The sequence below is a fragment of the Ruegeria sp. BB1 genome (assembly GCF_056539465.1).
In genome coordinates this window covers 807,279-829,204 of sequence record NZ_JBQFVB010000001.1, presented here as the reverse complement: position 1 = coordinate 829,204, position 21,926 = coordinate 807,279, and the positions used below count along the sequence as shown (strand labels likewise).

General features: G+C 58.6%; 22 protein-coding genes. 13 read left to right on the top strand and 9 right to left on the bottom strand.

The features are described 5' to 3' along the window. Window positions 1-33: 33 nt before the first annotated feature. Window positions 34-741: an SDR family oxidoreductase gene (locus ACR0AL_RS04200; protein ID WP_480662056.1), complete on the bottom strand. Its 708-nt coding sequence runs from the start codon at window positions 739-741 to the stop codon at window positions 34-36. 113 nt (window positions 742-854) lie between these two features. Between ACR0AL_RS04200 and gcvA the strand changes: the two genes are divergently transcribed. After that, window positions 855-1,793 carry a transcriptional regulator GcvA gene (gcvA, locus tag ACR0AL_RS04195; RefSeq protein WP_170348492.1) on the top strand — a complete coding sequence of 313 codons (939 nt, stop codon included), beginning with the start codon at window positions 855-857 and terminating at the stop codon, window positions 1,791-1,793. Window positions 1,794-1,859: 66 nt separating this feature from the next. After that, window positions 1,860-2,471 carry a YrbL family protein gene (locus ACR0AL_RS04190; protein ID WP_170348493.1) on the top strand — a complete coding sequence of 204 codons (612 nt, stop codon included), beginning with the start codon at window positions 1,860-1,862 and terminating at the stop codon, window positions 2,469-2,471. 1 nt (window position 2,472) lies between these two features. Here the strand turns inward: ACR0AL_RS04190 and ACR0AL_RS04185 are convergent, their stop codons facing one another. Further along, window positions 2,473-3,342, bottom strand: a complete 870-nt coding sequence (locus ACR0AL_RS04185; protein WP_170348494.1) for a LysR family transcriptional regulator — start codon at window positions 3,340-3,342, stop codon at window positions 2,473-2,475. Window positions 3,343-3,508: 166 nt separating this feature from the next. Between ACR0AL_RS04185 and ACR0AL_RS04180 the strand changes: the two genes are divergently transcribed. Continuing rightward, window positions 3,509-3,757, top strand: coding sequence for a hypothetical protein (locus tag ACR0AL_RS04180; protein WP_170348495.1), 249 nt, complete (start codon window positions 3,509-3,511; stop codon window positions 3,755-3,757). Between the two features lie 44 nt (window positions 3,758-3,801). Continuing rightward, complete coding sequence (locus tag ACR0AL_RS04175; protein WP_480636437.1) at window positions 3,802-4,806, top strand: GlxA family transcriptional regulator; 1,005 nt, start codon at window positions 3,802-3,804, stop codon at window positions 4,804-4,806. Window positions 4,807-4,814: 8 nt separating this feature from the next. On the opposite strand, the gene ACR0AL_RS04170 is transcribed toward ACR0AL_RS04175, so the two are convergent. From ACR0AL_RS04170 to ACR0AL_RS04150, 5 genes are all read right to left on the bottom strand, one after another. After that, window positions 4,815-5,375, bottom strand: a complete 561-nt coding sequence (locus ACR0AL_RS04170; RefSeq protein WP_480662054.1) for a sarcosine oxidase subunit gamma — start codon at window positions 5,373-5,375, stop codon at window positions 4,815-4,817. After that, a complete protein-coding gene (locus tag ACR0AL_RS04165) occupies window positions 5,368-8,313 on the bottom strand; it encodes a sarcosine oxidase subunit alpha family protein (RefSeq protein ID WP_480662052.1) in 2,946 nt (981 codons plus the stop codon). The genes ACR0AL_RS04170 and ACR0AL_RS04165 overlap by 8 nt, the downstream gene beginning before the upstream one ends. Further along, the gene (locus ACR0AL_RS04160; RefSeq protein ID WP_170393802.1) at window positions 8,310-8,597 is read right to left on the bottom strand and encodes a sarcosine oxidase subunit delta; all 288 of its coding nucleotides are present in this window, start codon (window positions 8,595-8,597) and stop codon (window positions 8,310-8,312) included. Before ACR0AL_RS04160 ends, ACR0AL_RS04165 begins: the two co-directional genes overlap by 4 nt. Before the next feature lie 12 nt (window positions 8,598-8,609). Continuing rightward, window positions 8,610-9,860 carry a sarcosine oxidase subunit beta family protein gene (locus ACR0AL_RS04155; RefSeq protein ID WP_480662050.1) on the bottom strand — a complete coding sequence of 417 codons (1,251 nt, stop codon included), beginning with the start codon at window positions 9,858-9,860 and terminating at the stop codon, window positions 8,610-8,612. An 84-nt stretch (window positions 9,861-9,944) separates the two neighbouring features. Beyond that, window positions 9,945-10,802: a LysR family transcriptional regulator gene (locus tag ACR0AL_RS04150; RefSeq protein ID WP_480662048.1), complete on the bottom strand. Its 858-nt coding sequence runs from the start codon at window positions 10,800-10,802 to the stop codon at window positions 9,945-9,947. Window positions 10,803-10,909: 107 nt separating this feature from the next. Between ACR0AL_RS04150 and ACR0AL_RS04145 the strand changes: the two genes are divergently transcribed. The 6 genes from ACR0AL_RS04145 to ACR0AL_RS04120 are packed head-to-tail and all read left to right on the top strand — an operon-like array spanning window position 10,910 to window position 16,595. Then, a complete protein-coding gene (locus tag ACR0AL_RS04145; protein ID WP_170505080.1) occupies window positions 10,910-11,509 on the top strand; it encodes an amino acid synthesis family protein in 600 nt (199 codons plus the stop codon). After that, window positions 11,481-12,260 carry an alpha/beta fold hydrolase gene (locus ACR0AL_RS04140; RefSeq protein WP_480643729.1) on the top strand — a complete coding sequence of 260 codons (780 nt, stop codon included), beginning with the start codon at window positions 11,481-11,483 and terminating at the stop codon, window positions 12,258-12,260. The genes ACR0AL_RS04145 and ACR0AL_RS04140 overlap by 29 nt, the downstream gene beginning before the upstream one ends. Further along, a complete protein-coding gene (locus ACR0AL_RS04135; protein ID WP_480662046.1) occupies window positions 12,257-13,165 on the top strand; it encodes a flavin reductase family protein in 909 nt (302 codons plus the stop codon). The genes ACR0AL_RS04140 and ACR0AL_RS04135 overlap by 4 nt, the downstream gene beginning before the upstream one ends. Before the next feature lie 12 nt (window positions 13,166-13,177). Further along, complete coding sequence (locus tag ACR0AL_RS04130; RefSeq protein ID WP_170358165.1) at window positions 13,178-14,212, top strand: LLM class flavin-dependent oxidoreductase; 1,035 nt, start codon at window positions 13,178-13,180, stop codon at window positions 14,210-14,212. 8 nt (window positions 14,213-14,220) lie between these two features. Further along, window positions 14,221-15,699, top strand: coding sequence for an aldehyde dehydrogenase (locus ACR0AL_RS04125; RefSeq protein ID WP_480662044.1), 1,479 nt, complete (start codon window positions 14,221-14,223; stop codon window positions 15,697-15,699). A gap of 29 nt (window positions 15,700-15,728) precedes the next feature. Continuing rightward, complete coding sequence (locus ACR0AL_RS04120) at window positions 15,729-16,595, top strand: urea carboxylase-associated family protein (RefSeq protein WP_480662042.1); 867 nt, start codon at window positions 15,729-15,731, stop codon at window positions 16,593-16,595. Here ACR0AL_RS04120 and argE read toward each other — a convergent pair. Together argE and ACR0AL_RS04110 are read right to left on the bottom strand one after the other, a co-directional pair. Further along, on the bottom strand, window positions 16,592-17,788 hold the full coding sequence (gene argE, locus ACR0AL_RS04115; RefSeq protein ID WP_438826479.1) for an acetylornithine deacetylase: 1,197 nt from the start codon (window positions 17,786-17,788) through the stop codon (window positions 16,592-16,594). The genes ACR0AL_RS04120 and argE overlap by 4 nt on opposite strands. Continuing rightward, entirely contained in the window at window positions 17,746-18,930 is a 1,185-nt protein-coding gene (locus tag ACR0AL_RS04110; protein WP_170348507.1) for a M24 family metallopeptidase, read from the bottom strand. The genes argE and ACR0AL_RS04110 overlap by 43 nt, the downstream gene beginning before the upstream one ends. A gap of 85 nt (window positions 18,931-19,015) precedes the next feature. Between ACR0AL_RS04110 and ACR0AL_RS04105 the strand changes: the two genes are divergently transcribed. From ACR0AL_RS04105 to ACR0AL_RS04095, 3 genes are read left to right on the top strand one after another with little or no spacing between them, the layout of a single operon-like run. Beyond that, window positions 19,016-20,059 (top strand): pyridoxal-phosphate dependent enzyme, encoded by a 1,044-nt coding sequence (locus ACR0AL_RS04105; protein ID WP_170349389.1) that lies wholly within the window; start codon window positions 19,016-19,018, stop codon window positions 20,057-20,059. Beyond that, entirely contained in the window at window positions 20,056-21,201 is a 1,146-nt protein-coding gene (locus tag ACR0AL_RS04100) for a M24 family metallopeptidase (protein WP_480662040.1), read from the top strand. The genes ACR0AL_RS04105 and ACR0AL_RS04100 overlap by 4 nt, the downstream gene beginning before the upstream one ends. Continuing rightward, complete coding sequence (locus ACR0AL_RS04095; protein WP_170513693.1) at window positions 21,198-21,908, top strand: maleate cis-trans isomerase family protein; 711 nt, start codon at window positions 21,198-21,200, stop codon at window positions 21,906-21,908. The genes ACR0AL_RS04100 and ACR0AL_RS04095 overlap by 4 nt, the downstream gene beginning before the upstream one ends. The last annotated feature ends 18 nt before the right edge of the window (window positions 21,909-21,926 follow it).

The window sequence follows — 21,926 nt, the reverse complement described above, 5'->3', positions numbered from 1 at the left end:
GCGTTATGAGCCGGGGCAGGGCGGTCGCCGGTGTTACACCGACCGTGTCAGTCCACCGTCTACTCGGATGTTCTGGCCGGTGATATATGCTCCACCGTCCGACGCTAGAAAAGCTACGGTTGCTGCGATTTCGTCATAGGCCTTGCCATATCGTTCCATCGGGATGCGGGCCTTCCAGTCCGGGTTTTCCGGCAGGCTGTCAATGAAGCCCGGCAGCACGTTGTTCATGCGCACATTTTCAGTCGCATGTTTGTCCGCGAACAATTTGGTGTAGGCTGCCAGACCCGCCCGCATCACACCAGACGTTGGAAACACCGGGTCGGGTTCGAACGCCGCGAAGGTCGAGATGTTGATGATTGCTCCGGACTTTTGGTCGATCATGATCGGGGTGATGATCCGCGCGGCCCTTACCGCGTTGAGGAAATAGACCTCTAGCCCTTCGTGCCAGTCGTCATCACTGATCTCAAGAACCGGGGCGCGGGGGCCGTGACCAGCTGAATTCACCAACACATCCACGCGACCCCAGCGGTCCATGGCCATGTCCACCAACCTTTGCATGTCTGCACTGGACTTGTTGGTGCCAGTCAAGCCGATGCCACCCAATTCAGAAGCCAATGCTTCGCCTTTACCCGATGATGACAGGATGGCGACGTTGAACCCATCAGCTGCCAAACGACGGGCGCTTTCCGCGCCCATGCCGCTGCCGCCGCCCATGATGATTGCGACTTTGTTGTCCGACATGTTGCACCTCATTATGTCTATCTAGGATGAAAAATGGCGTCAGCGGTGGCGTTTGACCAATCAGTAATTCTGCCTTAACCTTGTAGAAAATCTATCGTGTTGAATCCCTAACCATGCGTAATTTACCCCCCTTGAACGCATTAAAGGCGTTTGAAGCATCAGGGCGCCATCTGAACTTCAGCCGGGCCGCTGATGAGTTGGGCGTCACGCAAGGCGCTGTGGCCCAACAGGTGCGGGCGCTTGAGGAAGTATTGCAAATCAAGCTGTTCCACAGGCAGGCCAGAGGGCTGTCCCTGACTGATGAGGGCCGGGCCTATCTTGCACCGCTCCGTCGCGCTTTTGACTTGATGGCCGAGGCAACCGCAAACTTGTCACCGCAAGACGTTGTTGCCACGATCAGTTCAACCCCTTCTTTTGCTACACGGTGGCTGGTGCCGAGATTGGGGTATTTCGCACAGGATCATCCCGATATCCGGCTACGTCTGGATGCGTCGAACACGCTGGCGAATTTCCAGACGGACGGGGTCGATATCGCGATCCGGCAGGGTAAGCCACCGTTTGGTCCGGGATTGGTCTCCGAGCCTTTGTTTTCTGCAGAGTTGATCGCTGTCTGCCATTCTGATCTCGCGTCAGGGCATAGCCCCATTCAGTCGCCTGCAGACCTGATCAACCATGTTCTGCTCGAAGACACCCATGGCCAGTGGCCCCTGTTTCTGGAGGCCGCTTTGGGAGAGGTGCCTGTATCCGGGCTAAAGACCATGGCGTTCAGCCAGACTTCGCTGGCCATCGATGCAGCAATCGCCAGGCAAGGCATCGCGCTGGCCAACCGGGAATTTGTCGCTGGGGACCTTGAGGCCAAGCGCTTGTGCCAACCCGTTTCTTTTGCAACCCCGGTGCAAGAGGGGTACCACGTCGTCACCCAACGCACGCCCAGACAGGCAAAGGTCGCCGAGGCGGTTCGGAACTGGTTGATCAAACAGGTTCAGGAAGCGTCATCGCTAGTTCAGGCTGAAACAAAGGTGAATTGTCACGGAAATCAGAACGCCCTATGAAGGGCACTGATTTTAGCACTAAGTGCCCCTGCGGCGCACGTTTCTCATGATTGGGACCTGACAGACATGATTGACCTAAGCGGCCACACCCCGCTGCGCGAAAGCCGCAACTACAAGATTTTCCAACACCCTGAAATTGAAGGCGCGTTGTTGAAAGTTCGGGTGGATGAACCTATTCGACATCATACGATTCCGCGATATGCGGCCTGGCGCTATGGCAATCTGCGGCAGTGGAATCGAGAAGCGAACGAATATCTGGCCGCGTTGAATCGCGGCTGCCCGGAAATCGAACGCCTCGCGCGGTTCATGGGGTATGCGCCGACGTCGCAAGGCCCGGCATTGGTTGTTGAAAAACTGACCGGTTCAGATGGTGGGCTTGCGCCGACCCTGCAATCCGAAAAGCGCGCGGTTGCGTCGGACAGGGAGGCGCGCCAACGGCTGCATGATGAGTTCATGGAACTGATGGACGATCTCAAAAAAGGGCAGATCATTGTCGGTGACATGGGGTTTGAAAACATCGTCCGCGCGCAGGAACGCGGCGGAAAGCTGGTCATCATCGACGGGCTAGGGGAACGGGTGATGTTCCCGCTTGTTTTGTTCAGCAAGTTGGCGTTTCACAAATCGATCGAACGTCGCCGGGAACGCATGTCCAAAGCGTTCAATCTCGGGGCGAGTTAACTCAGCCTGCGTCGGTCACAGGCATCGTGGTCTCAACCTCTTTACGGATTTCTTGAATGAGAGCTATTGCAGCCGGGTTTCGGCGCTTTAGATGCGTGCGCGCGACAAAGGCGATACGGGGCGGGACAGGGAAAAGCTTGTCGATGATTTCCATGTCCGAAGTGATGTGCATACCGTTCAACAATGCAACACCCAAACCCGACCGCACCGCCGATTGGATGCCCGCCGCACTCGGGCACTCTAGAACATTGTCGAACTGGTGCAGCTTTCGTCCCATGCCCCATTGTTTGTAAAAACATTGGCTATCGAAGGAGAGAAATGGCACGGGTGAGGATAAATCCAAGTGAAATTCCGGCGATTTGACCCAGTGCAGCGTGTCTTCAAACAGGATCAAATCGTCAGGCAGAATGTCCTGGCGAAAGATCTGCATCACCGCCACATCCAACTCTCCGGCTTTCAACCAGGTCTGCACGTTTAGGCTTTGACTGGTGCGGGTGCGGACACGAATGTCAGGGTACAACCGCGTGAAACGACCCACAATTCGGGCGATGTCGCTTGTGGCGGTGTCCTCGGTCATGCCCAAGCGGATGGTTCCGGTCAGAGGTTTCTTGCCCAAAGATGACAACGCTTCGTCATGCAAATCAGTGATCCGGCGTGCATAGTCGCACAGCCGTTGACCGGCCTCGGTAAACAAGGGGCCACCGGCGCGGCGGGCCAGCAAGTTACAATCCAACGCCTGCTCTAGCCGACGAATTTTGTGGCTGACCGCAGATTGAGACAGCGCCAGATGTTCCGCTGCGCGGGTCACGCCACCATGTGCCGCAATGGCCAGCAAGGCGCGCAGGGCGTCAATTTCCAGACGTTCGTTCATGTGTCGCCATATGACAAAATACGATCACCGAATGACAATCATTCATTTGAGTCACATGATAACCTTGGTCTAGTCACAGGAAAAGACAAAACATCAAAGGCCCAAAATGACATTTTTTATCACTGAGCCCGCTCCGATAAACCGCATGGCAGGACAGGGGTGAAGCATGGAAAAACTCGAAACCTCGCGTCGCAATCTGACTACGGTGTTTGAAATCACCGGGTCCGTTTTGGCGATGGCCTATGCCTTGCTGATCGCTTCGAATATCGGGGCGGAGCTGTTGGGTTTTACGCTTCTGCTATTGTCGTCGGGTCTGTTCGCAGCCTGGGCTGTGATCGATCGTCGCTGGACATTTCTTTTGCTACAGGGGTTTTACGCAACATCAGCCATCATCGGGTTGATCCGCTGGGCTTGAAACTTCGCTTAGGGCAGCGGCGGATTTCCTGCTAGGACAGGTCCATGCGGACTGAAAACAGAATCGAGATTGGCTTTTTGCTGTTTGATGGCTTTCCCATGGCTTGCCTGACCTCGGTGATCGAGCCTCTGCGGGCGGCCAATGAAATCGCGGGGCAAGAAGCTTTCCTCTGGTCGCTGATTTCCGAGAATGGCCAAAAGGTCCAATCCAGCGCAGGTGTCGGATTCGAAGCCGAGCGATCTCTGGCAGCCTGCAAGGACATTGACATTGTTTTCCTTCTCAGCAGTCCGACTTCGGTCTTCGACAACCCGAGTTTTGGCAACGGTGCCCTGCGCAGTCTAGGCCGCCACGGGACGGTTCTGGGCGGGATCAGCGCGGGTGTTTTTCCGTTGGTTAGGTCGGGTGTCATGCAAGGTCATCCGGTGTCGGTTCATTGGTGTTATGAGGCCGCGTTCGAAGCGGAATTCCCTGACATGGATGCCCGCAGTGAAGTGATCGTCAGAGATGCCAGTCGAACAACCGTTTCGGGCGCGGCGGCAGGGTTTGATCTGGCATTGCATCTTATTCAGGATAGGCTGGGTGGGGACGTCGCACATGAAGTCGCCTGTTGGTTCCAGCACCCGATGATGCGCGGCGCCGGTGTGCAACAGCAGGTACCCAGAGCAACTGCGCCCGACACGGGCGATAACCTGCCGCCTCTGGTTTCCCGCAGTGTTGCGTTGTTCGCTGCGCATATGAGCGAGCCGATTTCCGTGGCAGAGGTGGCGCAGCGGATGGGGGTGACGCCCCGACAGATCGAAAGGGCTTTCAAACAGGCAACCAGTCAAAGCCCCAGCCACTATTACCGCGCCATGCGTATGAAGGCTGCGCGGCAGATGGTGGTTTATACCAAAGACCCGATCCCCCAGATCGCCTCAGCCGTCGGGTACGGTTCTGTCGCGCCTCTGGTGACGCATTATCGGGCGGCCTTCGGGTTAAGCCCCAGCGAAGATCGCCGCAGAATCAACCGTTTTCGCGTTGAAGATAACGCGCCGCTCCCGTCGGTCTGACCGATGGATCAAAGTGCCGAGCGCATCGCCGTCAAAAGGGCATGATGCAGTGAACCGGCCGAGGATCGTGGACCGTAGAAACTGAAGCTCTCGGGTGTACGGCACAGAACAAAACAACCGATATGATGGATCGAACAGCGCGCCGCGCTGCCTGGGTCAAGCTTGCGCAGATCAAGCTGGCACAGGAGTTCCAGAACCGCAGGAATATGATCTCCGTTCAGGTCGAACCGCGTCCAGCCGTCCGTTTGCTCGGTGACCGAGGCGGCATCTCCCGTGGCGGTTTTGACCTGTTCGGCAAGCGCTTCGTGGGTGTCAAAGGGGGCCTCAATCATCCATTGATCGGGGCCGGCCCAGAACGCGCTGATCGTTGTACCGGCCCAGCGACCAATATCGGGGGTGGGGGCATCGATCAACGTGGCCAGAGAAGCGGCAGTATTGTCTTCCTGCCCCATCCGGGCCGCGACCGAAGCCAGCGCCACGCCGGGCATTTCGGTACATGTGACACCTCCGACGGTGTCCACGTGCGGGTCAGTCCCGCCCAGGGCGGTTATAGCAACAAGATCATGCACGTAGACGCTCTCCTTCAGGGTCGACGAAATGGGCCGAGACAAGTTCCACCTCGACGGTCAGGTCAGTCAGGGGGGAGACCAGACGCATTTTCTCGCCCAGCCGCTCAGCCCCGTTTTTCACAAGGCCCAGACCGATATTGCTGTTGAGGATCGGCGAGTAGACAGCCGAAGTGACATACCCCTGATCATGCGCCGCATCGACTAGGCCTTCGCTGTTCATCAGATGTCCGCCTGCTGTGACCTTATCTTCGGGTTGCAGAGGTTTGATCCCGACAAGTCGCAGGACATCCGGCTCGACCAGAGCTTCGCGTTCGGACAGGACCGAACCGATGCTGTCTTTCTTCTTTGACACCATTTTGCCCAAGCCAAGGTTCAGTGCCGTGGTGGTGCCGTTGAGTTCACTTCCTGCGGCATGGCCTTTTTCGACCCGCATCACGCCCAGCGCTTCGGTGCCGTATGGCACCACGTCAAATTCCTCACCCTCGGCCATCAGCCGCCGCATCAGCGCGTCGCCATAACGTGAGGGCACCGCGATTTCGTAGGCCAGCTCGCCTGAGAACGAGATTCGGAACAACCGCGCCCGTAGCCCACCGCAGACGGTGACGTTGCCACAGGCCATGAACGGGAAGGCGTCGTTCGAGAGATCAAACTCTGGGTCCACGATCTTTTGCAGCAGTTTGCGCGAATTGGGGCCGGCCACGGCGTACTGTGCCCAGGCTTCGGTGGTTGAAATCAACTGCACATCCATGTCCGGATACAGGCACTGGCGCGCAAATTCCATGTGGCGGTAGACACTTACAGCGTTCGCCGTGGTTGTGGTGACGACGAAGTGATCCTCGGCCATCCGCGCGGCGGTGCCGTCATCCATGACCATTCCGTCTTCGCGCAGCATCAGTCCGTACCGGGTTTTTCCTACGGCCAGCTTTGCGAAGCCATTGGCGTAGATGCGGTTCAGAAACTCGGCCGCATCGGTGCCCTGCACGTCGATCTTGCCCAGTGTCGTACAATCGCACACCCCGACCGAGGCGCGGGTTTGGCGTACCTCACGATCCACGGACTGCCGCCAATGGGTTTCACCGGGCAGGGGGAACCACTGCGCACGCAGCCAGTTGCCAACCTCGACAAACACGGCGCCGCGTTCCTTGGCCCAATAATGCGAGGGCGTCAGGCGGGTCGGGTGAAATTCCTGCCCCTTCATCCGGCCCGCGAAAGTGCCAATCGGCACGGGCGTGTAAGGCGGGCGGAATATGGTGGTTCCGACCTCGGGGATCGACTTGCCGGCCACCTCGGCCATGATCGCAAGGCCGGTGATGTTCGAGGTCTTGCCCTGATCCGTTGCCATGCCCAGCGTGGTATAGCGTTTCAGGTGCTCGACTGATCGGAACCCTTCCTGATAGCTGAGCTTGACGTCCTTAACGGTTACGTCGTTCTGCTGATCCACCCAGGCGCGCTTGCATCCTTGCACATACCAGAATGGCGTTTGCGAGACAGGAGCATCCTCAGCTTCGGGCAAGTCGGGCAGGACACCTGTCATTTCCAGCGCGTTGGCCGCGCCTTCCGCACCGGATTGCAGGGCGCCATGTGTCGACATCACCCCGTTTGCAGCACCAGCAACCGACAGGCCGACGGGCAGGTTTTCTCCGGGCACAAAGGCGGCCAAAGCGTCATCCCAGATCGGGCGTCCGCGCTGGTGACATGTCATATGCACGTTCGGGTTCCAGCCGCCGGACACGCCCAGCGCCCCGCTTTCCAGAGTACGGGTTGAGCCGTCAGCCAAGGCGACCTCGACAAAGGTCAGCCCGTGGCGGCCTTTGGTATCAATAACTTGTGCGCCTTTCAGGACCTCATAATCATAGCAGGTAGGTGCGTCCTCGCGCACATCCGCGACGGCAGTGATTGTGACGCCCTTGGCATGCAGATCGGCTGCGGTGCGATGGCCGTCATCATTGTTGGTAAAGATCGCCACACGTTGCGACGCGGTGGCAGCGAACCGGTTGGCATAGGTTCGCAATGCGCTGGCCATCATGATGCCGGGCCGGTCGTTGTTTTCGAACGCGATGGGGCGCTCCGTGGCTCCGGCACAAAGCAGTGCTTTTTGAGTGTAAATACGCCATAGAATCTGACGGGGTTTGCCCACTGGTAGGGTGGCTAAATGATCCCCAGTCCGTTCCACTGCGCCATAGACGCCATGGTCAAACGCGCCGATGACTGTGGTGCGCGGCATAAGCCTGACGTTGGGCAAAGACGATAGCTCTGCAACCGCTTGAGCCGCCCAGTCCGGGGCGCTGTGGTCACCCAGCGCATAGGTCTCGCTGTTTAGACGTCCACCAAGGGTGAAATCCTCATCCGCCAGAATAACGTCTGCCCCGGCACGTCCTGCGGTCAGGGCAGCCATCAGGCCAGAGGGTCCAGCGCCGATGATCAGCAGATCGCAGTGACGGAACCCTTTGTCATATTCATCCGGGTCAGCCTCTTGCGACAGCGATCCCAAACCGGCGGCGCGGCGGATCATCGGTTCGTAGAGCTTTTCCCAGAACGCGGCAGGCCACATGAAGGTCTTGTAGTAAAACCCTGCCGACAGGAAGTTCGAGAACATATCGTTCACGGCCAGCGCGTCGAATTTCAGGCTGGGCCAGCGGTTCTGCGACTTCGCCTCAAGCCCGTCGAACATTTCAATTGTTGTGGCGCGGGTGTTGGGTTCCTTGCGGGCACCGGTGCGCAGTTCGACCATGCCGTTGGGTTCTTCGGACCCGGCGGTCAGCAGCCCGCGAGGGCGGTGGTATTTGAACGACCGCCCGATCAGCCGCACGTCATTGGCCAGCAAGGCCGAGGCCAGAGTATCGCCGGGATGCGCCGTATAGCTGCGCCCGTCAAATTTGAAGGACAAAGAGGTGTTGCGGTCGATCTGGCCGCCATTCAGCCGGTTTGTCTGCGTCATTTGGACCGCCCCCGTGCGCGGGCCACGTCACGGGCCAGTTCCACCTTTGAAATCTCATGCGTCAGCGTGTTGCGCGTTACGACCAGCCAGGATCGGTCTCCGGCCTCGTGATACCACAGTTCCTGATGCTCACCGGCCGGGTTGTCGCGGACATAGCCGTATTCATAGAACGCCTCAGCTGCGTTTTCAGACTGCCAGTCCGGGCGATCGATCAGTGAGGCATCACCCAGATATGTGAACTCCGAGGCATCGCGCGGACCCAAAAGGGGATGGTTGATAATCATTGTACAGTCCCCTCAGTGCAGATTGGGCTGGTTGCCCACGCCTTTTTCGTCGATCATCCGGCCCGTCTGGAACCGGTCGAGGCGGTAGGCGGTGGCTACCGGGTGCGGCTCGTCCTTCGCCAACAGATGCGCAAAGCAATGACCCGAGGCTGGGGTTGCCTTGAACCCGCCGTAACACCAACCGCCGTTGAAATAGAGCCCCTCGACCGGCGTACGGTCGATGATGGGCGAGCCATCCATCGACATGTCCATCACACCGCCCCACATCCGCAACAGACGGGCGCGGCCGATCATTGGCATCAAGGCCACGCCGCCTTCACAAACATCCTCGACCACGGGCAAGTTGCCGCGTTGGGCGTAGGTGTTATAGCCGTCGATATCACCGCCAAAGACCAGCCCTCCCTTATCGGATTGGCTGACATAGAAATGGCCCGCGCCAAAGGTGATGACACTGGGCAGAACCGGTTTCAGACCCTCGGAAACAAACGCCTGCAAAACGTGGCTCTCGATGGGCAATCGCATTCCGGCCATTCCCATCACGCGGCCGGAACTGCCCGCAACCGCGCAGCCTACTTTGTTCGCGCCGATGAAGCCCTTAGTCGTTTCAACGCCCAGGCATTTGCCATTCTCAATCCGCAGGCCTGTGACCTCGCAATTCTGGATGATGTCGACGCCGTGCAGGTCAGCCGATCGCGCAAACCCCCAGGCCACCGCGTCATGACGGGCAGTACCCGCGCGGCGCTGAACTAAGCCGCCCTTGATCGGAAAGCGGGCATCGTCGAAATTTAGATAGGGATGCTCTTTGCGGACCTGATCCGCATCTAGCAACTCGGCATCCGCGCCATTTAGGATCATCGCGTTGCCGCGCCTTGTATAGGCGTCTCGCTGACCGTCGGTGTGGAACAGATTGATGATCCCGCGCTGGCTCATCATGGCGTTGTAGTTCAGGTCTTGTTCAAGCCCTTCCCACAGCTTCATTGAGAACTCGTAGAACGGTTCATTCCCGTCCAGCATATAGTTCGAGCGCACAATCGTCGTGTTCCGCCCCACATTGCCGCCGCCGATCCAACCTTTTTCGACCACTGCCACATTGCGCTGACCATAGACCTTGGACAGGTAGTGCGCTGTTGCCAGCCCATGACCACCACCGCCGATGACGATGATGTCGTAATGCGCCTTGGGGTCGGGCTCACGCCAGACCGGTTTCCACCCTTTGTGGCCGGTGAGCGCCTCTTTGATGACTCGGAAGCCGGAATATCGCATGAATCGGACCTTTTTCGCCAGAATTCACTAAAATACGGCCTGTGGATATCCTCAGATGCGACATCCACTTGTTTGAATCAGACGTTAAATGCGACTTACCTCAGGCAGTGCGCCGGAAAACCATTCCAGAAATGCGTCTACCTCGGGCGAGCGGCGTTGGGCCGCCAGAAAATACCCTTCGGTTGCGGAGGCCGAGGCTTCGGTGGCACGTATGACCCGACCGGTGCGCAATGCGTGTTCCGCGACCAAAGCGTTGACCAAAGCCACCCCGTTTCCAGTGGTGGCGAGTTGTAGAGCGAGACCGTAAGAATCCACGTAGAAGGTGGGGCTTGGGATTTTGTACCCAGTTGCCTCGGACCAGGACGACCAATTGCCGGATGTGCCGACCGCCTCGATCAACGGCAGGTCCGGTAGGTCGCCGTCCAACTGGGGTGATTTAACGGCGATCAGGTCATTGGGCAACAGTTCGGTTGCGTCCCGACCCACCTGTTTCGCAGACCCGAACCGAATTTCGATATCCGCGCGAGAGGCCGAGTATTCATCCGGCCAGATCGTGCTGACAAAACGCACGGATGTGTCCGGGTTTCGCGACCGGAATTGCGGCAACGCAGGGGATATCACCCATTCCAGCACGCTGACCGACGCCGCAACGGTAAGGTGACGCGCGCGTTCCTCGGCCAGATACGGTGACGCCGCCGAGTGCAGCATCTCCAGCGCGGCTTCGACCTGTGGCAGCAGCTTGCGGCCCTCGTCGGTCAACGACAGGCCACGCGCGTGGCGGTGAAACAACACCACACCCAACCGCGTTTCCAGCGATCTGATCTGTTGGCTGACGGCGGATTGCGTCAGGCCGATCTCATCAGCGGCTGCGGTGGAACTGAGCCGTCGTGCGGCGGCTTCGAACGATCTGAACCACGTGAGCGGGGGCAGGGTTTTGGGCATTTGTAACCTACATATTAGAGTCACTAATACCTAAGACCAAAGTTCTTTCGTTTGTCAAAGCAGCCCCTGGCCGAGGATAGTTCGCCAATCAATCACAGGGGGCGTTTGTGCAGCCAAATATTCGAAAAATCGTGACCTACGACGAAGAGGTTCTGGTTGAAGGGTTTCGCAAGGCAGACCGCCCATGGCGGATGTTCGCGGTGGCGGCTGTGGTCACCAACCCGTGGGCCGGACGTTATGTCGAGGACCTGAGGCCTGAGATTCTGCGCTTTGCCCCTGTTTTAGGTGAGGAACTGACCGGACGAATGATTGCGTTGGCTGGCAGCGGCGATGCAATCGAAGCCTATGGTAAGGCCGCTGTTGTCGGGCTGGACGGAGAGGTCGAGCATGCCTCGGGCCTGATCCACACGCTGCATTTCGGTAATCATTTCCGGCAGGCGGTTGGAGCGAAATCCTACCTGTCTTTCACCAATACCCGAGGGCCAGCCAACGCACCGATCATGGTGCCGCTGATGGACAAGAACGATGCCGGTCGCCGGTCGCATTATCTGACGCTGCAATTCGCCATTCCCGACGCACCGCGCGCTGATGAGGTTGTAATTGTGCTGGGCGGGGCGACGACGGGGCGTCCGCACCACCGGATCGGGGATCGTTATCAGGACTTGAAGGATTTGGGTCATGACGTGGACAACCCGGCCTCGGTCTAAGTTCGATGATCTGGCCGCGATTGACGTGGGCGAGGGGCCTCTGGTCGTGCTGTTGCACGGCGTCGGTCTGCGGGCCGAAGCATGGGGCGGGCAGATCGAGCCTTTGGTTTCTGCTGGGTATCGCGTGGTTTGCCCGGACATGCTGGGTCACGGGGAAACGCCATTTACCGCGTCAAGTGGACTGAATAGCTTCGCCGCGCCGATTGCCGCGTTGTTGAACGAGCCTGCGGTGCTGATCGGGCATTCGATGGGTGCGCTGATTGCGACGCAAATAGCGGCCTCGGACAATCGAAATGTCAAAGGGGTTGCGGCCCTGAACGCCATCTACAAGCGCTCTGACGCGGCGCGACAAGCGGTTTTGTCGCGGGCTCATGCGCTTGATGCGCAGCAGCCGAACGACGCCTCGGTCACTCTGCGCCGGTGGTTTGCAGAGAGTGCATTAACGGAACGCGACGCCTGCGCGCGATGGCTGCAAGAGGTCGATCCACGCGCCTATAAGGCGGCCTATACGGTCTTTGCCGAAAGCGACGGCCCGACCGAAGCGCAGTTGGCTGCGGTTACATGTCCGGCCATGTTTGTGACCGGCGCGGATGAGCCGAACTCGACCCCCGTTATGTCGCTACAGATGGCCAGCCTTGCACCAAAGGGGCGGGCAGAGATCATCCCCGGTGCAGCACACATGATGCCGATGACCCATGCGGCGCAGGTCAACGCCACGCTGTTGCCCTTTGTTCAGGAGTGCCTGACATGACCACGTTGGACCCACGCGCCCTGCGCGATGCCTTTGGCAGCTTCATGACCGGCGTGACAGTGGTGACCACCCGCGATGAAAATGGCGTGCCGGTTGGATTCACGGCAAACTCGTTTTCCTCGGTGTCTCTAGACCCGCCGCTGCTGCTGGTGTGCCCAGGCAAGTTCCTGTCCAGCTATGAAGTGTTCACCGATTGCCGTCATTTCGCCGTCAACATTCTGGCTGAAGGTCAGCAAGAGGTTTCGAACACTTTTGCAGGGTATAAAGGCGACCGGTTCGCGAAAGTTCCCCATCATAACGGCGAGCATAACTTGCCGCTGATTGACGGAGCGGTGGCGCAGTTTTGTTGCGAAACCCATCAGGCCATTCCGGCAGGCGATCATACCATCCTGATGGGCCGTGTGCTTGAATTCTCACACGTTGCGGGCGACGGATTGGGCTATGTGGGCGGATCGTATTTCAGCCTGGGTCTTGAGGCCGAGATGGACGCCAAAGTCCCAACGGTTTGCGGTGCGATTATTACTGCTGGCGACCAAGTGCTTCTGGAACGCCATGGCGCTGCGTTTCGCCCGGTTCAAGTCTCGGGGGCTGAGACTGGTGGTCAACGGAACAGGCTGGCGCAGGGGTTGTCGGAACGCGGTATCCATGCGCGGATCGAACAGGTCTATTCGTCGTTCAATGACGCCGAGACCAAGCTGCAATATACGTTTTTCCTGGCGTCAGCAGATCAGCCCTGCGCATCTACGAATGCCCAGTGGGTACCGGTTGCGAACCTGCCCAACCTGACCTTCGCCACCCAAGGCATTCACCACATGATGACCCGCTTTGCACGCGAGGTTCAGACCGGGGATTTCGCCTTGTATCTGGGCGACGCCGAACGCGGCGACATTCACAGTTTTCGCTAAAGGAGCCGATTGATGGAGTTTTCGCTGTTTGCCCATATGGAACGCCTGACGCCGGATCAGCCGCATGACGTTCTGTATGACGAGTTCGTTAGTCTGGTGAAAATGGCCGATGAGGGCGGCATGCGCGCGGTTTGGACGGGCGAGCATCATGGCATGGAATTCACCATTGCGCCGAATCCGTTCCTGTCTCTGGTCGATCTGGCGCATCATACGAAGAATGTGCGCCTTGGCACGGGTACGGTGGTCGCGCCATTTTGGCATCCGATCAAGCTGGCCGGTGAGGCCGCAGCGGCAGATCAGATCACCAAGGGTCGGATCGAATTGGGCATTGCACGCGGGGCCTATTCCTTTGAATACGAGCGTCTGATGCCCGAGATGGACGCTTGGGAAGCCGGCCAAAGGATGCGAGAGTCTACGCCACTATTGCCGCAAATTTGGCGAGGGGACTGCGCGCATGATGGTGAGTTCTACACCTTCCCGGCCACGACTTCGGCCCCGAAACCGTTGCAGGATGGTGGCCCGCCTATATGGATCGCCGCTCGAGACCCGAACAGCCACGAATTTGGCGTCCATAACGGATTCAACATTCAGGTCACGCCGCTGTGGCAGGGGATGGAGGAGATCGAAACACTGATGGGTCGGTTCAACGATGCCTGCGATAGCTATGCAGGACCGCGACCCAAGATTATGTTGCTGCATCACACTTATGTCGGCAAGGATGACGATGACGTGGCGCAGGGCATTCAGGATTTGCGGCGCTACTATAACTATTTCGGTGCGTGGTTCCTGAATAAACGACCAATCCAGCAGGGCTTGATCGAACCGATCACGCAGGCCGAAATGGACGCCAACCCGATGTATACCACCGAAAAGCTGGGCCGCGATCTGACCGTAGGAACCACGCAGCAGGTGATTGACCGGATCAAACGGTACGAGGATCTGGGATATGATGAGTTTTCGTTCTGGGTCGACAGCGGCATGACCAACGAACGTAAACGCGCCTCTCTGGCGCGGTTCATCGATGACGTTATGCCAGCTTTTCAGTGAGGACCACCATGGGAAATCTTCCGCATTTTCAACTGTTCATTGATGGCAAATGGTCCGAAGGGTCAAACGCACAGGCCATGACATCAGAAAACCCAGCGACGGGGCAGGGATGGGCCACGTTCGCTTGTGCCTCGGCCGCGGATGTCGATCGCGCAGTTGCGGCTGCCAAACGCGTTTTGGACGATCCGGCGTGGCGGGATATGACGCAGACCGCACGCGGCAAGCTGTTGTACCGGCTGGCCGATCTGGTGGCCGAACATGCGACTAAGTTGGGTGAACTGGAGACGACCGATAGCGGCAAGCTGCTGGCGGAAACTTCGGCACAAACGGGTTATGTAGCGGACTACTACCGCTATTTCGCGGGTCTGGCGGATAAGGTCGAAGGAACGGTTCTGCCTATTGACAAGCCCGACATGCACGTCTTTACGACCCGCGAACCTATCGGAGTTGTTGCTGCGATCGTGCCATGGAACGCGCAGATGTTCCTGACGGCGACCAAATTGGGTCCGGCACTGGCGGCGGGGTGCTCGGTTATTCTGAAGGCCTCAGAAATTGCGCCTGCGCCGATGCTGGAGTTTGCGCGGTTGGTTGAACAGGCCGGGTTTCCACCCGGTGTCGTCTCGGTCATCACAGGTGACGCTGAAAACTGCGCCATTCCGCTGACCCGCCACCCGGATATTGACCGTATTGCCTTTACGGGTGGGCCAGAGACTGCGCGGCATGTGGTGCGCAACTCGGCCGAGAACTTTGCTGTCACCTCGTTGGAACTGGGGGGCAAATCCCCTATTCTGGTGTTTGAAGATGCCGATCTGGATGGCGCGGCCAATGGTCTGATCGCCGGGAACTTTGGCGCCTCGGGGCAGAGTTGCGTAGCAGGAACACGAGGTTTGGTGCATCGATCCATTCTGGAACCGCTGATCGAACGGATTGAGCAAAAGGCCAGCGGCATCCGGCTGGGTGACCCACTGCAGGCGGAAACGCATGTGGGGCCGCTCTGCACTGCAACACAGGTGCGACGGATCGAGGAAACGCTGGCCAAAGCGCGCGGGCAGGGCGCGACGGTCCGCTTTGGGGGCGAGATCGCGGATCGACCGGGGAATTACATGAAGCCAACACTGGTTCAGTGCGCCTCGGCTGATACAGAAACGCTAAAGGTCGAAATGTTCGGGCCAGTGATGTCTCTGTTGCCGTTTGATACCGAGGATGAAGCGATCGCGCTGGCGAACAGCACACCTTATGGGCTGGGGTCAGGCGTGTTCACGCAGAATCTCGCGCGGGCGCATCGGGTGTCGAAACGGATCAGAGCAGGGATTTGCTGGGTGAATACGTATCGTGCGATCTCACCGATTGCGCCCTTTGGTGGGTTCAACCAATCGGGCTATGGGCGCGAGGCCGGGGTTGAGGCAATATTGGATTACATCAGAACCAAAACAACCTGGATCAACACCGCGCAAGAGCCGATGGCGAACCCGTTCATTATGCGCTAAGCCTGTGCAAAAGCATGGGGAGAGCGTTGATGAAACTGGTAAACCCGAACTTTGCGGCACCAACGGATGCAGATGACCGCAAGGCCATCCAACCGGTCATTTGCTACCCGCCCGAGACGTTGACGCAACCGGACCTGACCGCGTTGACCAAACTGCGGCAAGGAGCCAGCAAAACGGCCGAGGCTATCGCAGCGCCACGTGATGCGGCCTGCATCGACGTGCCCGCCGGGGCGTTTGTTCGTGTCTTGTCGGTCGATGGGCCGCAGGTCGGCGACCTGAACATGTGGAACAAGCACGACCTGTCCGAGCGGTTCTATTCCGGCAAAACCCGCGCTCTGCACGGCACCCATCTGTCGACCGGGGATCGCATGTGGTCGAGCTTTCCCAACATGCGCCCTATAGCGACTGTCGTCGATGATACGCTGGATTGGTACGGGTTCGACGCGTTCGGCGGTTCGGTCCATGACGTAATCGGCACGCGCTGCGATCCCTATACGGGGCGGTTGTTGTCCGGCGACGATTACCATTATTGCTGCCATTCCAACCTGACCCGTGCGCTGGCCTGCCATTGCATCCTGCCGCTGCACGAGGCCGAGATGCTGGTGCATGACGTCCTGAACGTGTTCATGTGTACCGGGTTCACCCGAGACACCGGGCAGTATTTCATGAAGGCAAGCCCGGTGCGCCCCGGCGACTATCTTGAGTTCTACGCCGAGATCGATTTGATCGTCGGTCTTTCGGCCTGTCCCGGAGGGGATTGTTCGTCGGAGCATTCCTCGGACGCTGCCGCCTGCTATCCGCTGGTGATGGAGGTCTATGATCCGGGCGAGGATGCGCGCGCCGCGCATGTGCAACCCGCGCGCTCGGCCTATAACCGCACACACGGAGCTGGTTAAGCGATCAGGCGGCGGCCCAGGCGGTTCAGCATTCGGCAGCACAGATCAAGCTGCTCGATCTCGACATACTCGTCCGCTTTGTGCGCTTGGGTGATCGAGCCCGGCCCGCAGACAATGGCATGTACGCCCAGTTGTTGGAACAGGCCGGCCTCGGTGGCGAAGGCGACGACGCCAGTGCCATTGGCGCCGGTCAGTTCGGCCACCAATTCGCGCGCGGCGTTTTCGTCCATGGGTTCAAGCCCTTCGACCTCGGCCACGGCTTCTTGCGTGATGCTCGCGTCGGGGTGGACGGCCTGCATTTCGGGCAACAAGCTGTGCTTGACGTAATCTGATAGGGTGCTTCTGACCAGTTCGGCGTCGCTGGATTGAACGGGGCGCATTTCCCACGCGACCTCGGCTTTGCTGGCGATGACATTATGGGCAACACCGCCCGAGATGCGCCCGACATTGACCGTGGTCCAGGGCGGTTCAAACGGGCTGCCCTTTGGCGCGCGCGATTTCAAGATATGACGCAGCTCCAGTAGTTTGCCGATATAGCGCGCCGCGTATTCAGCCGCATTGACGCCGTCATCAGGGGCCGAACTATGCCCTTCAAGCCCAACGAAACTGGTGGTGTATTCGAAGCAGCCCTTGTGCCCTTCGATCACGCGCATCTCGGTTGGTTCGCCGATGATGGCGATGTCCGGTACGATGCCGCGTTCGGATAGGTCACTGACAAGGTTCTGCGCGCCCAGACAGCCGGTTTCTTCGTCATAGGTAAAGGCGAAATGCAGCGGTTGGGTCAGTTTGCTTACGTCCAAGGTCTCGGCAAAGGCCAATGCGGCGGCGATAAACCCTTTCATGTCACAGGTGCCGCGACCGTAGAGTTTGCCGTCCCTTTCGGTCATCTCAAACGGGTTCGTTGTCCAGTCCTGATCGGCCACCGGAACCACATCCGTATGGCCTGACAGCAAAATGCCACCCGCCATTTCCGGCCCGAGCGTGGCAAAGACATTGGCCTTTTTGCCCGTTGCATCCCGCGTTTCGATACAGCGCGCGCCCAAAGCCTCAAGGCGGTCGGTCAGATAGCGGATGATCTCAAGGTTGCTGTCAGCGGATACCGTTTCAAAGGCGATCAGATCGGCAAGGATTTCCGTGGTTCTTAGCAGGGTCATGGCTTTACGAACAGTTTTCGGGGCCGGTTGCAAAAGCATTCCGCGGCTCCGGTTTCGGTGATCAGGATCGACTCTGTGATCTCAAGCCCCCAGTCGTCCATCCAAAGACCGGGCATGAAGTGGAAGGTCATGCCGGGTTCCAGAACGGTCTCATCCTCGGGGCGCAAAGAGATTGTGCGCTCGCCCCAATCCGGCGGATAGCTGAGGCCAACCGGATAGCCGCATCGCGCACCGCGTTCGATCCCGGCGCGCTCCAGCGGGGCGGCCAGGGCCAACGCGATGTCACGTGCCTGATTGCCCGCGCGGGCGGCGTCCAGCCCAGCCTCAAGCCCCTCGACCAGCGCCGCCTCGGCTCGCAACAGAAAATCGGGCGGTTGACCCAGAAAAACTGACCGGCAGAAAGGCGTGTGGTAGCGGCGGTAACAGCCAGAGAGTTCAAAGAACGTGCACTCGCCGGATTTGAAGGGCGCACCATCCCATGTCAGATGCGGTGCGGCAGCATCCTTGCCCGAAGGCAGCAAGGGCACGATGGCAGCGTAATCCCCCCAGTCTTCGCCCACACCCGAGATTGCATCGTGATAAATCTGCGCGACCAGTTCGTTCTTGCGCAATCCGGGTTCAATCCGGTCAATCACGCCGTCGGTGACATGTTCCGAGATGCGCGCGGCCTTGCGCATCAGGGTGATTTCCTCGTCTGATTTCACCGCGCGTTGCCAGTTCACCAACCCATTCGCGTCGACCAGTTCGGCCTGCGGCAGTTCGGCCATCAAGGTCAGATGCGCCTTGGCCGAATAATAGTAGTTGTCCAATTCGACACCGATCCGACCCGCTGCCAGTCCACAGTCCTGGATCAAAGCCGCAAGGTCCTGCATCGGGTGGCGGGCGGTCGATTGCACATAGTGATCCGCGTACCCGCGAATCCGATCGTCTTTCATCCAGACCGTGCGCCGGGCACCGTTGGCGTCCTGATTGCGGCCCCACCAAATCGGATCACGGTCATGCAGAACCAATACGCCCTGATGCACGTAGAATGACCAACCCTCATATCCCGTCAGCCATGTCATATTAGACGGGTCTTCAATGAACAGCGCATCCAGACCAGCTGCTGCCATGGCAGCACGCGTCTTTGCCAGCCGACGATCATACTCAGATGGGCTGAATGCCGGATTGGCATGGGCCATGGGACGCTCCTGTGGTGACCGAGTTTTGTTGACAGAACTTGACGAATCCGATCACGTCAATGGGCAACTCAGGAAAGACGCTCAATTGAAAATCACATCCAACCCTCATCGCGGCGGCCAGAAACTGATCGAGGCCGCGCCGTACCCTTCGACCAATGTCGCGCGCGCGTCAGAATTGATCGCACGCTGCCTGTCGGACAAAGAAACGCCTCTGACCGAAGTGAAGGGGTTGGCCGATGTCGCACACCTGTGGGCAAAGGATGAACGTGGTCGGATGGATCTGGGGTCGTTCAAAGCCTTGGGTGCGGCCTATGTCATCGCGCGCCATGCGGCGGATATCGCGGAAAACCCGGACGCCTCGACACTGGCGGGTCGGACCTATGTCACCGCCAGCGCAGGCAATCACGGCCTAAGCGTCGCGTCCGGTGCGAGCCGTTTCGGGGCCAATTCTGTCGTCTATATCGCAGACACCGTACCCGAAAGTTTTGCCGAACGCCTGCGCGCTCAGGGTGCTGATGTTGTGCGCGAGGGCGTGGACTATGCCGCCAGCATGGAGGCTGCAAGTAAAGCAGCGCGGGATAACGGATGGATATTGCTGTCGGACAGTTCGTGGGAGGGGTATTACGAACTGCCGCATACTCTGATGGAGGGGTACCTGCAGATGGCCGCCGAAGCTGTGCGCCAATGCCCGCAAGTGCCGACCCATATCATGTTGCAGGCCGGTGTTGGTGGTTTGGCCGGAGCGGCCGCAGCCTATATGAGGACGGCTTGGGGGCAAGAACCTCAGATCATCGTTGTCGAACCCGATGCAGCTCCGGCCTTGCAAGCCAGTATTGAGGCTGGCGCCTGCGTGTTCGCCGATGGTCCGGACAGCGTCATGGGGCGTCTCGATTGCAAGGAACCGTCTCTGATTGCCTTGAACGGATTGGCCAGGGATGCCGACAGTTTCCTGACCCTAACCGATGAGCAGGTGACTGAACATCTTCCCGCAATGGCCGATGCTGGCATCGCTACAACGGCTTCGGGCGGGGCGGGGGTTGCCGCCGTGATGAATGCAGATGCGCGGGCGGGTCTGGGCATCGAGCCAAATGCTCGTGTTCTGTGCATTATTTCAGAGATTGCCGAATGAGGGGCTTTGAAGCGTCCGAATTCCAGTCGCGGACCGAGCGTGCGCAACATCGGATGGCGCAAGTGGGGCTGTCGGCGCTGTTGCTGACCACAGAACCCGAGGTTCGCTATTTTACAGGATACCTGACCCGATTTTGGGAAAGCCCGACACGTCCGTGGTACCTGATCGTGCCCGCAACTGGCAAACCGATCGCTGTCATCCCCTCGATCGGGTCGGCATTGATGGCGACAACCTGGATCGAAGACATTCGCACCTGGAGTGCACCGGACTTGACCGACGATGGTGTTAGCCTGCTGGCCGACGCTTTGTGCGAAATCTGCCCTGCAGATGCGGTAATCGGTCTGCCGGACGGTCACGAAACCCATGTTCGCATGCCTATGGCCGATCTTAACAGGTTGCAGGAAAGGTTGGGTTCCCGTCGTCTGGGCAGCGACGGAGGTATTCTCCGTGCGTTGCGGATGGTGAAATCCGAGGCAGAGATCGCCAAGATCGAAACCGCCTGCGCAATCGGGGGCAGGGCTTTTCAACGCGTGCCCGAGATCGCCGCTGAAGATGTTGCTTTGGACGAGGTGTTCCGCCGTTTTCAGATGCTGTGCCTTGAGGAAGGCGCGGATTGGGTGCCGTATCTGGCTGGCGGGGCCGAGCAGGGCGGGTATGCCGATGTGATTTCTCCAGCCCGTCCAACCGCATTGGTGCCGGGGGATGTTTTAATGCTGGACACGGGTTTGGTGTGGGACGGGTATTTTTGCGATTACGACCGAAATTGGTCGGTCGGGCAGGCGTCGGCGCAGGTGCGCGACGCTTATGCCACGTTGATCGAAGCATCAGATGCGGGGTTTGAAGCGGCACGCCAAGGCGCAACTGCAGCTGATCTGTTCCACGCAATGAACGCGATCTTGTCCCGAAACAGCGAAGACACCGGTGCAGGGAGGTTGGGACATGGCCTTGGCATGTCGTTGACGGAATGGCCTTCTCTGATCCCATCGGATCACACGGTATTGGAACCCGGGATGGTCCTGACATTAGAGCCAGGCATCGCCGTGGGCGATAAAATACTGGTCCACGAAGAAAATATCGTCATCACGCAAGGCGCACCGCGCTTTATCAGCCCAAGAGTCGGCCCGGAGTTGCCCCAGATATGAGCTATCTTCCCTATACGTTGGATGCGGATGATCCAGCTGCCTCACCAATGGGCCTGATCGTTTTGCAAACGGATGAGACCATTGAGCCAGAGTTCAATGCCTATTTCGCCGATCGAACCTATCCGATCTATGTCTCGCGTATTCCAAGTGGGACAGAGGTTACGACTGATACCTTGGCGCAAATGGAAAAGGCTTTGCCCGCAGCGGCGGATTTGCTGCCGAAAATTCGCCCCTACAAGGTGGTTGGATATGGATGCACATCCGCCAGTTCCGTCATCGGATCCGAACAGGTCGAGCGTATGGTGCAAGAGACCTGCAATACTGCTGTGGTCACCAACCCTTTGCGTGCCGCATCGGCCTGCGCGGCGCATTTGGGAGTCTCAAAATTCGCGCTGCTGTCGCCATATATACAAGATGTGAACGAACCATTACGTCGGGCATTCGCCGAAAATGGGGTTTCAATGGATGTTTTCGGCTCGTTCGGAGAGGCTGAAGAATCGAAAGTTGTGCGCATTTCGCGGCGCTCTGTGGTTGATGCAGCGCTCAAGCTTGGTGCTGATTCTTCGGTTGAAGCTATTTTTCTAAGCTGCACAAATCTAAGAACTTTTGATGCGATCCGTGAGATTCAGGAGCGGCTAGGAAAGCCGGTTTTGTCCAGCAATCAAAGCCTTGCGTGGCACATGCGGGAACTGAATTCGCATCATTGAAGGGGTGACCGTATCCAA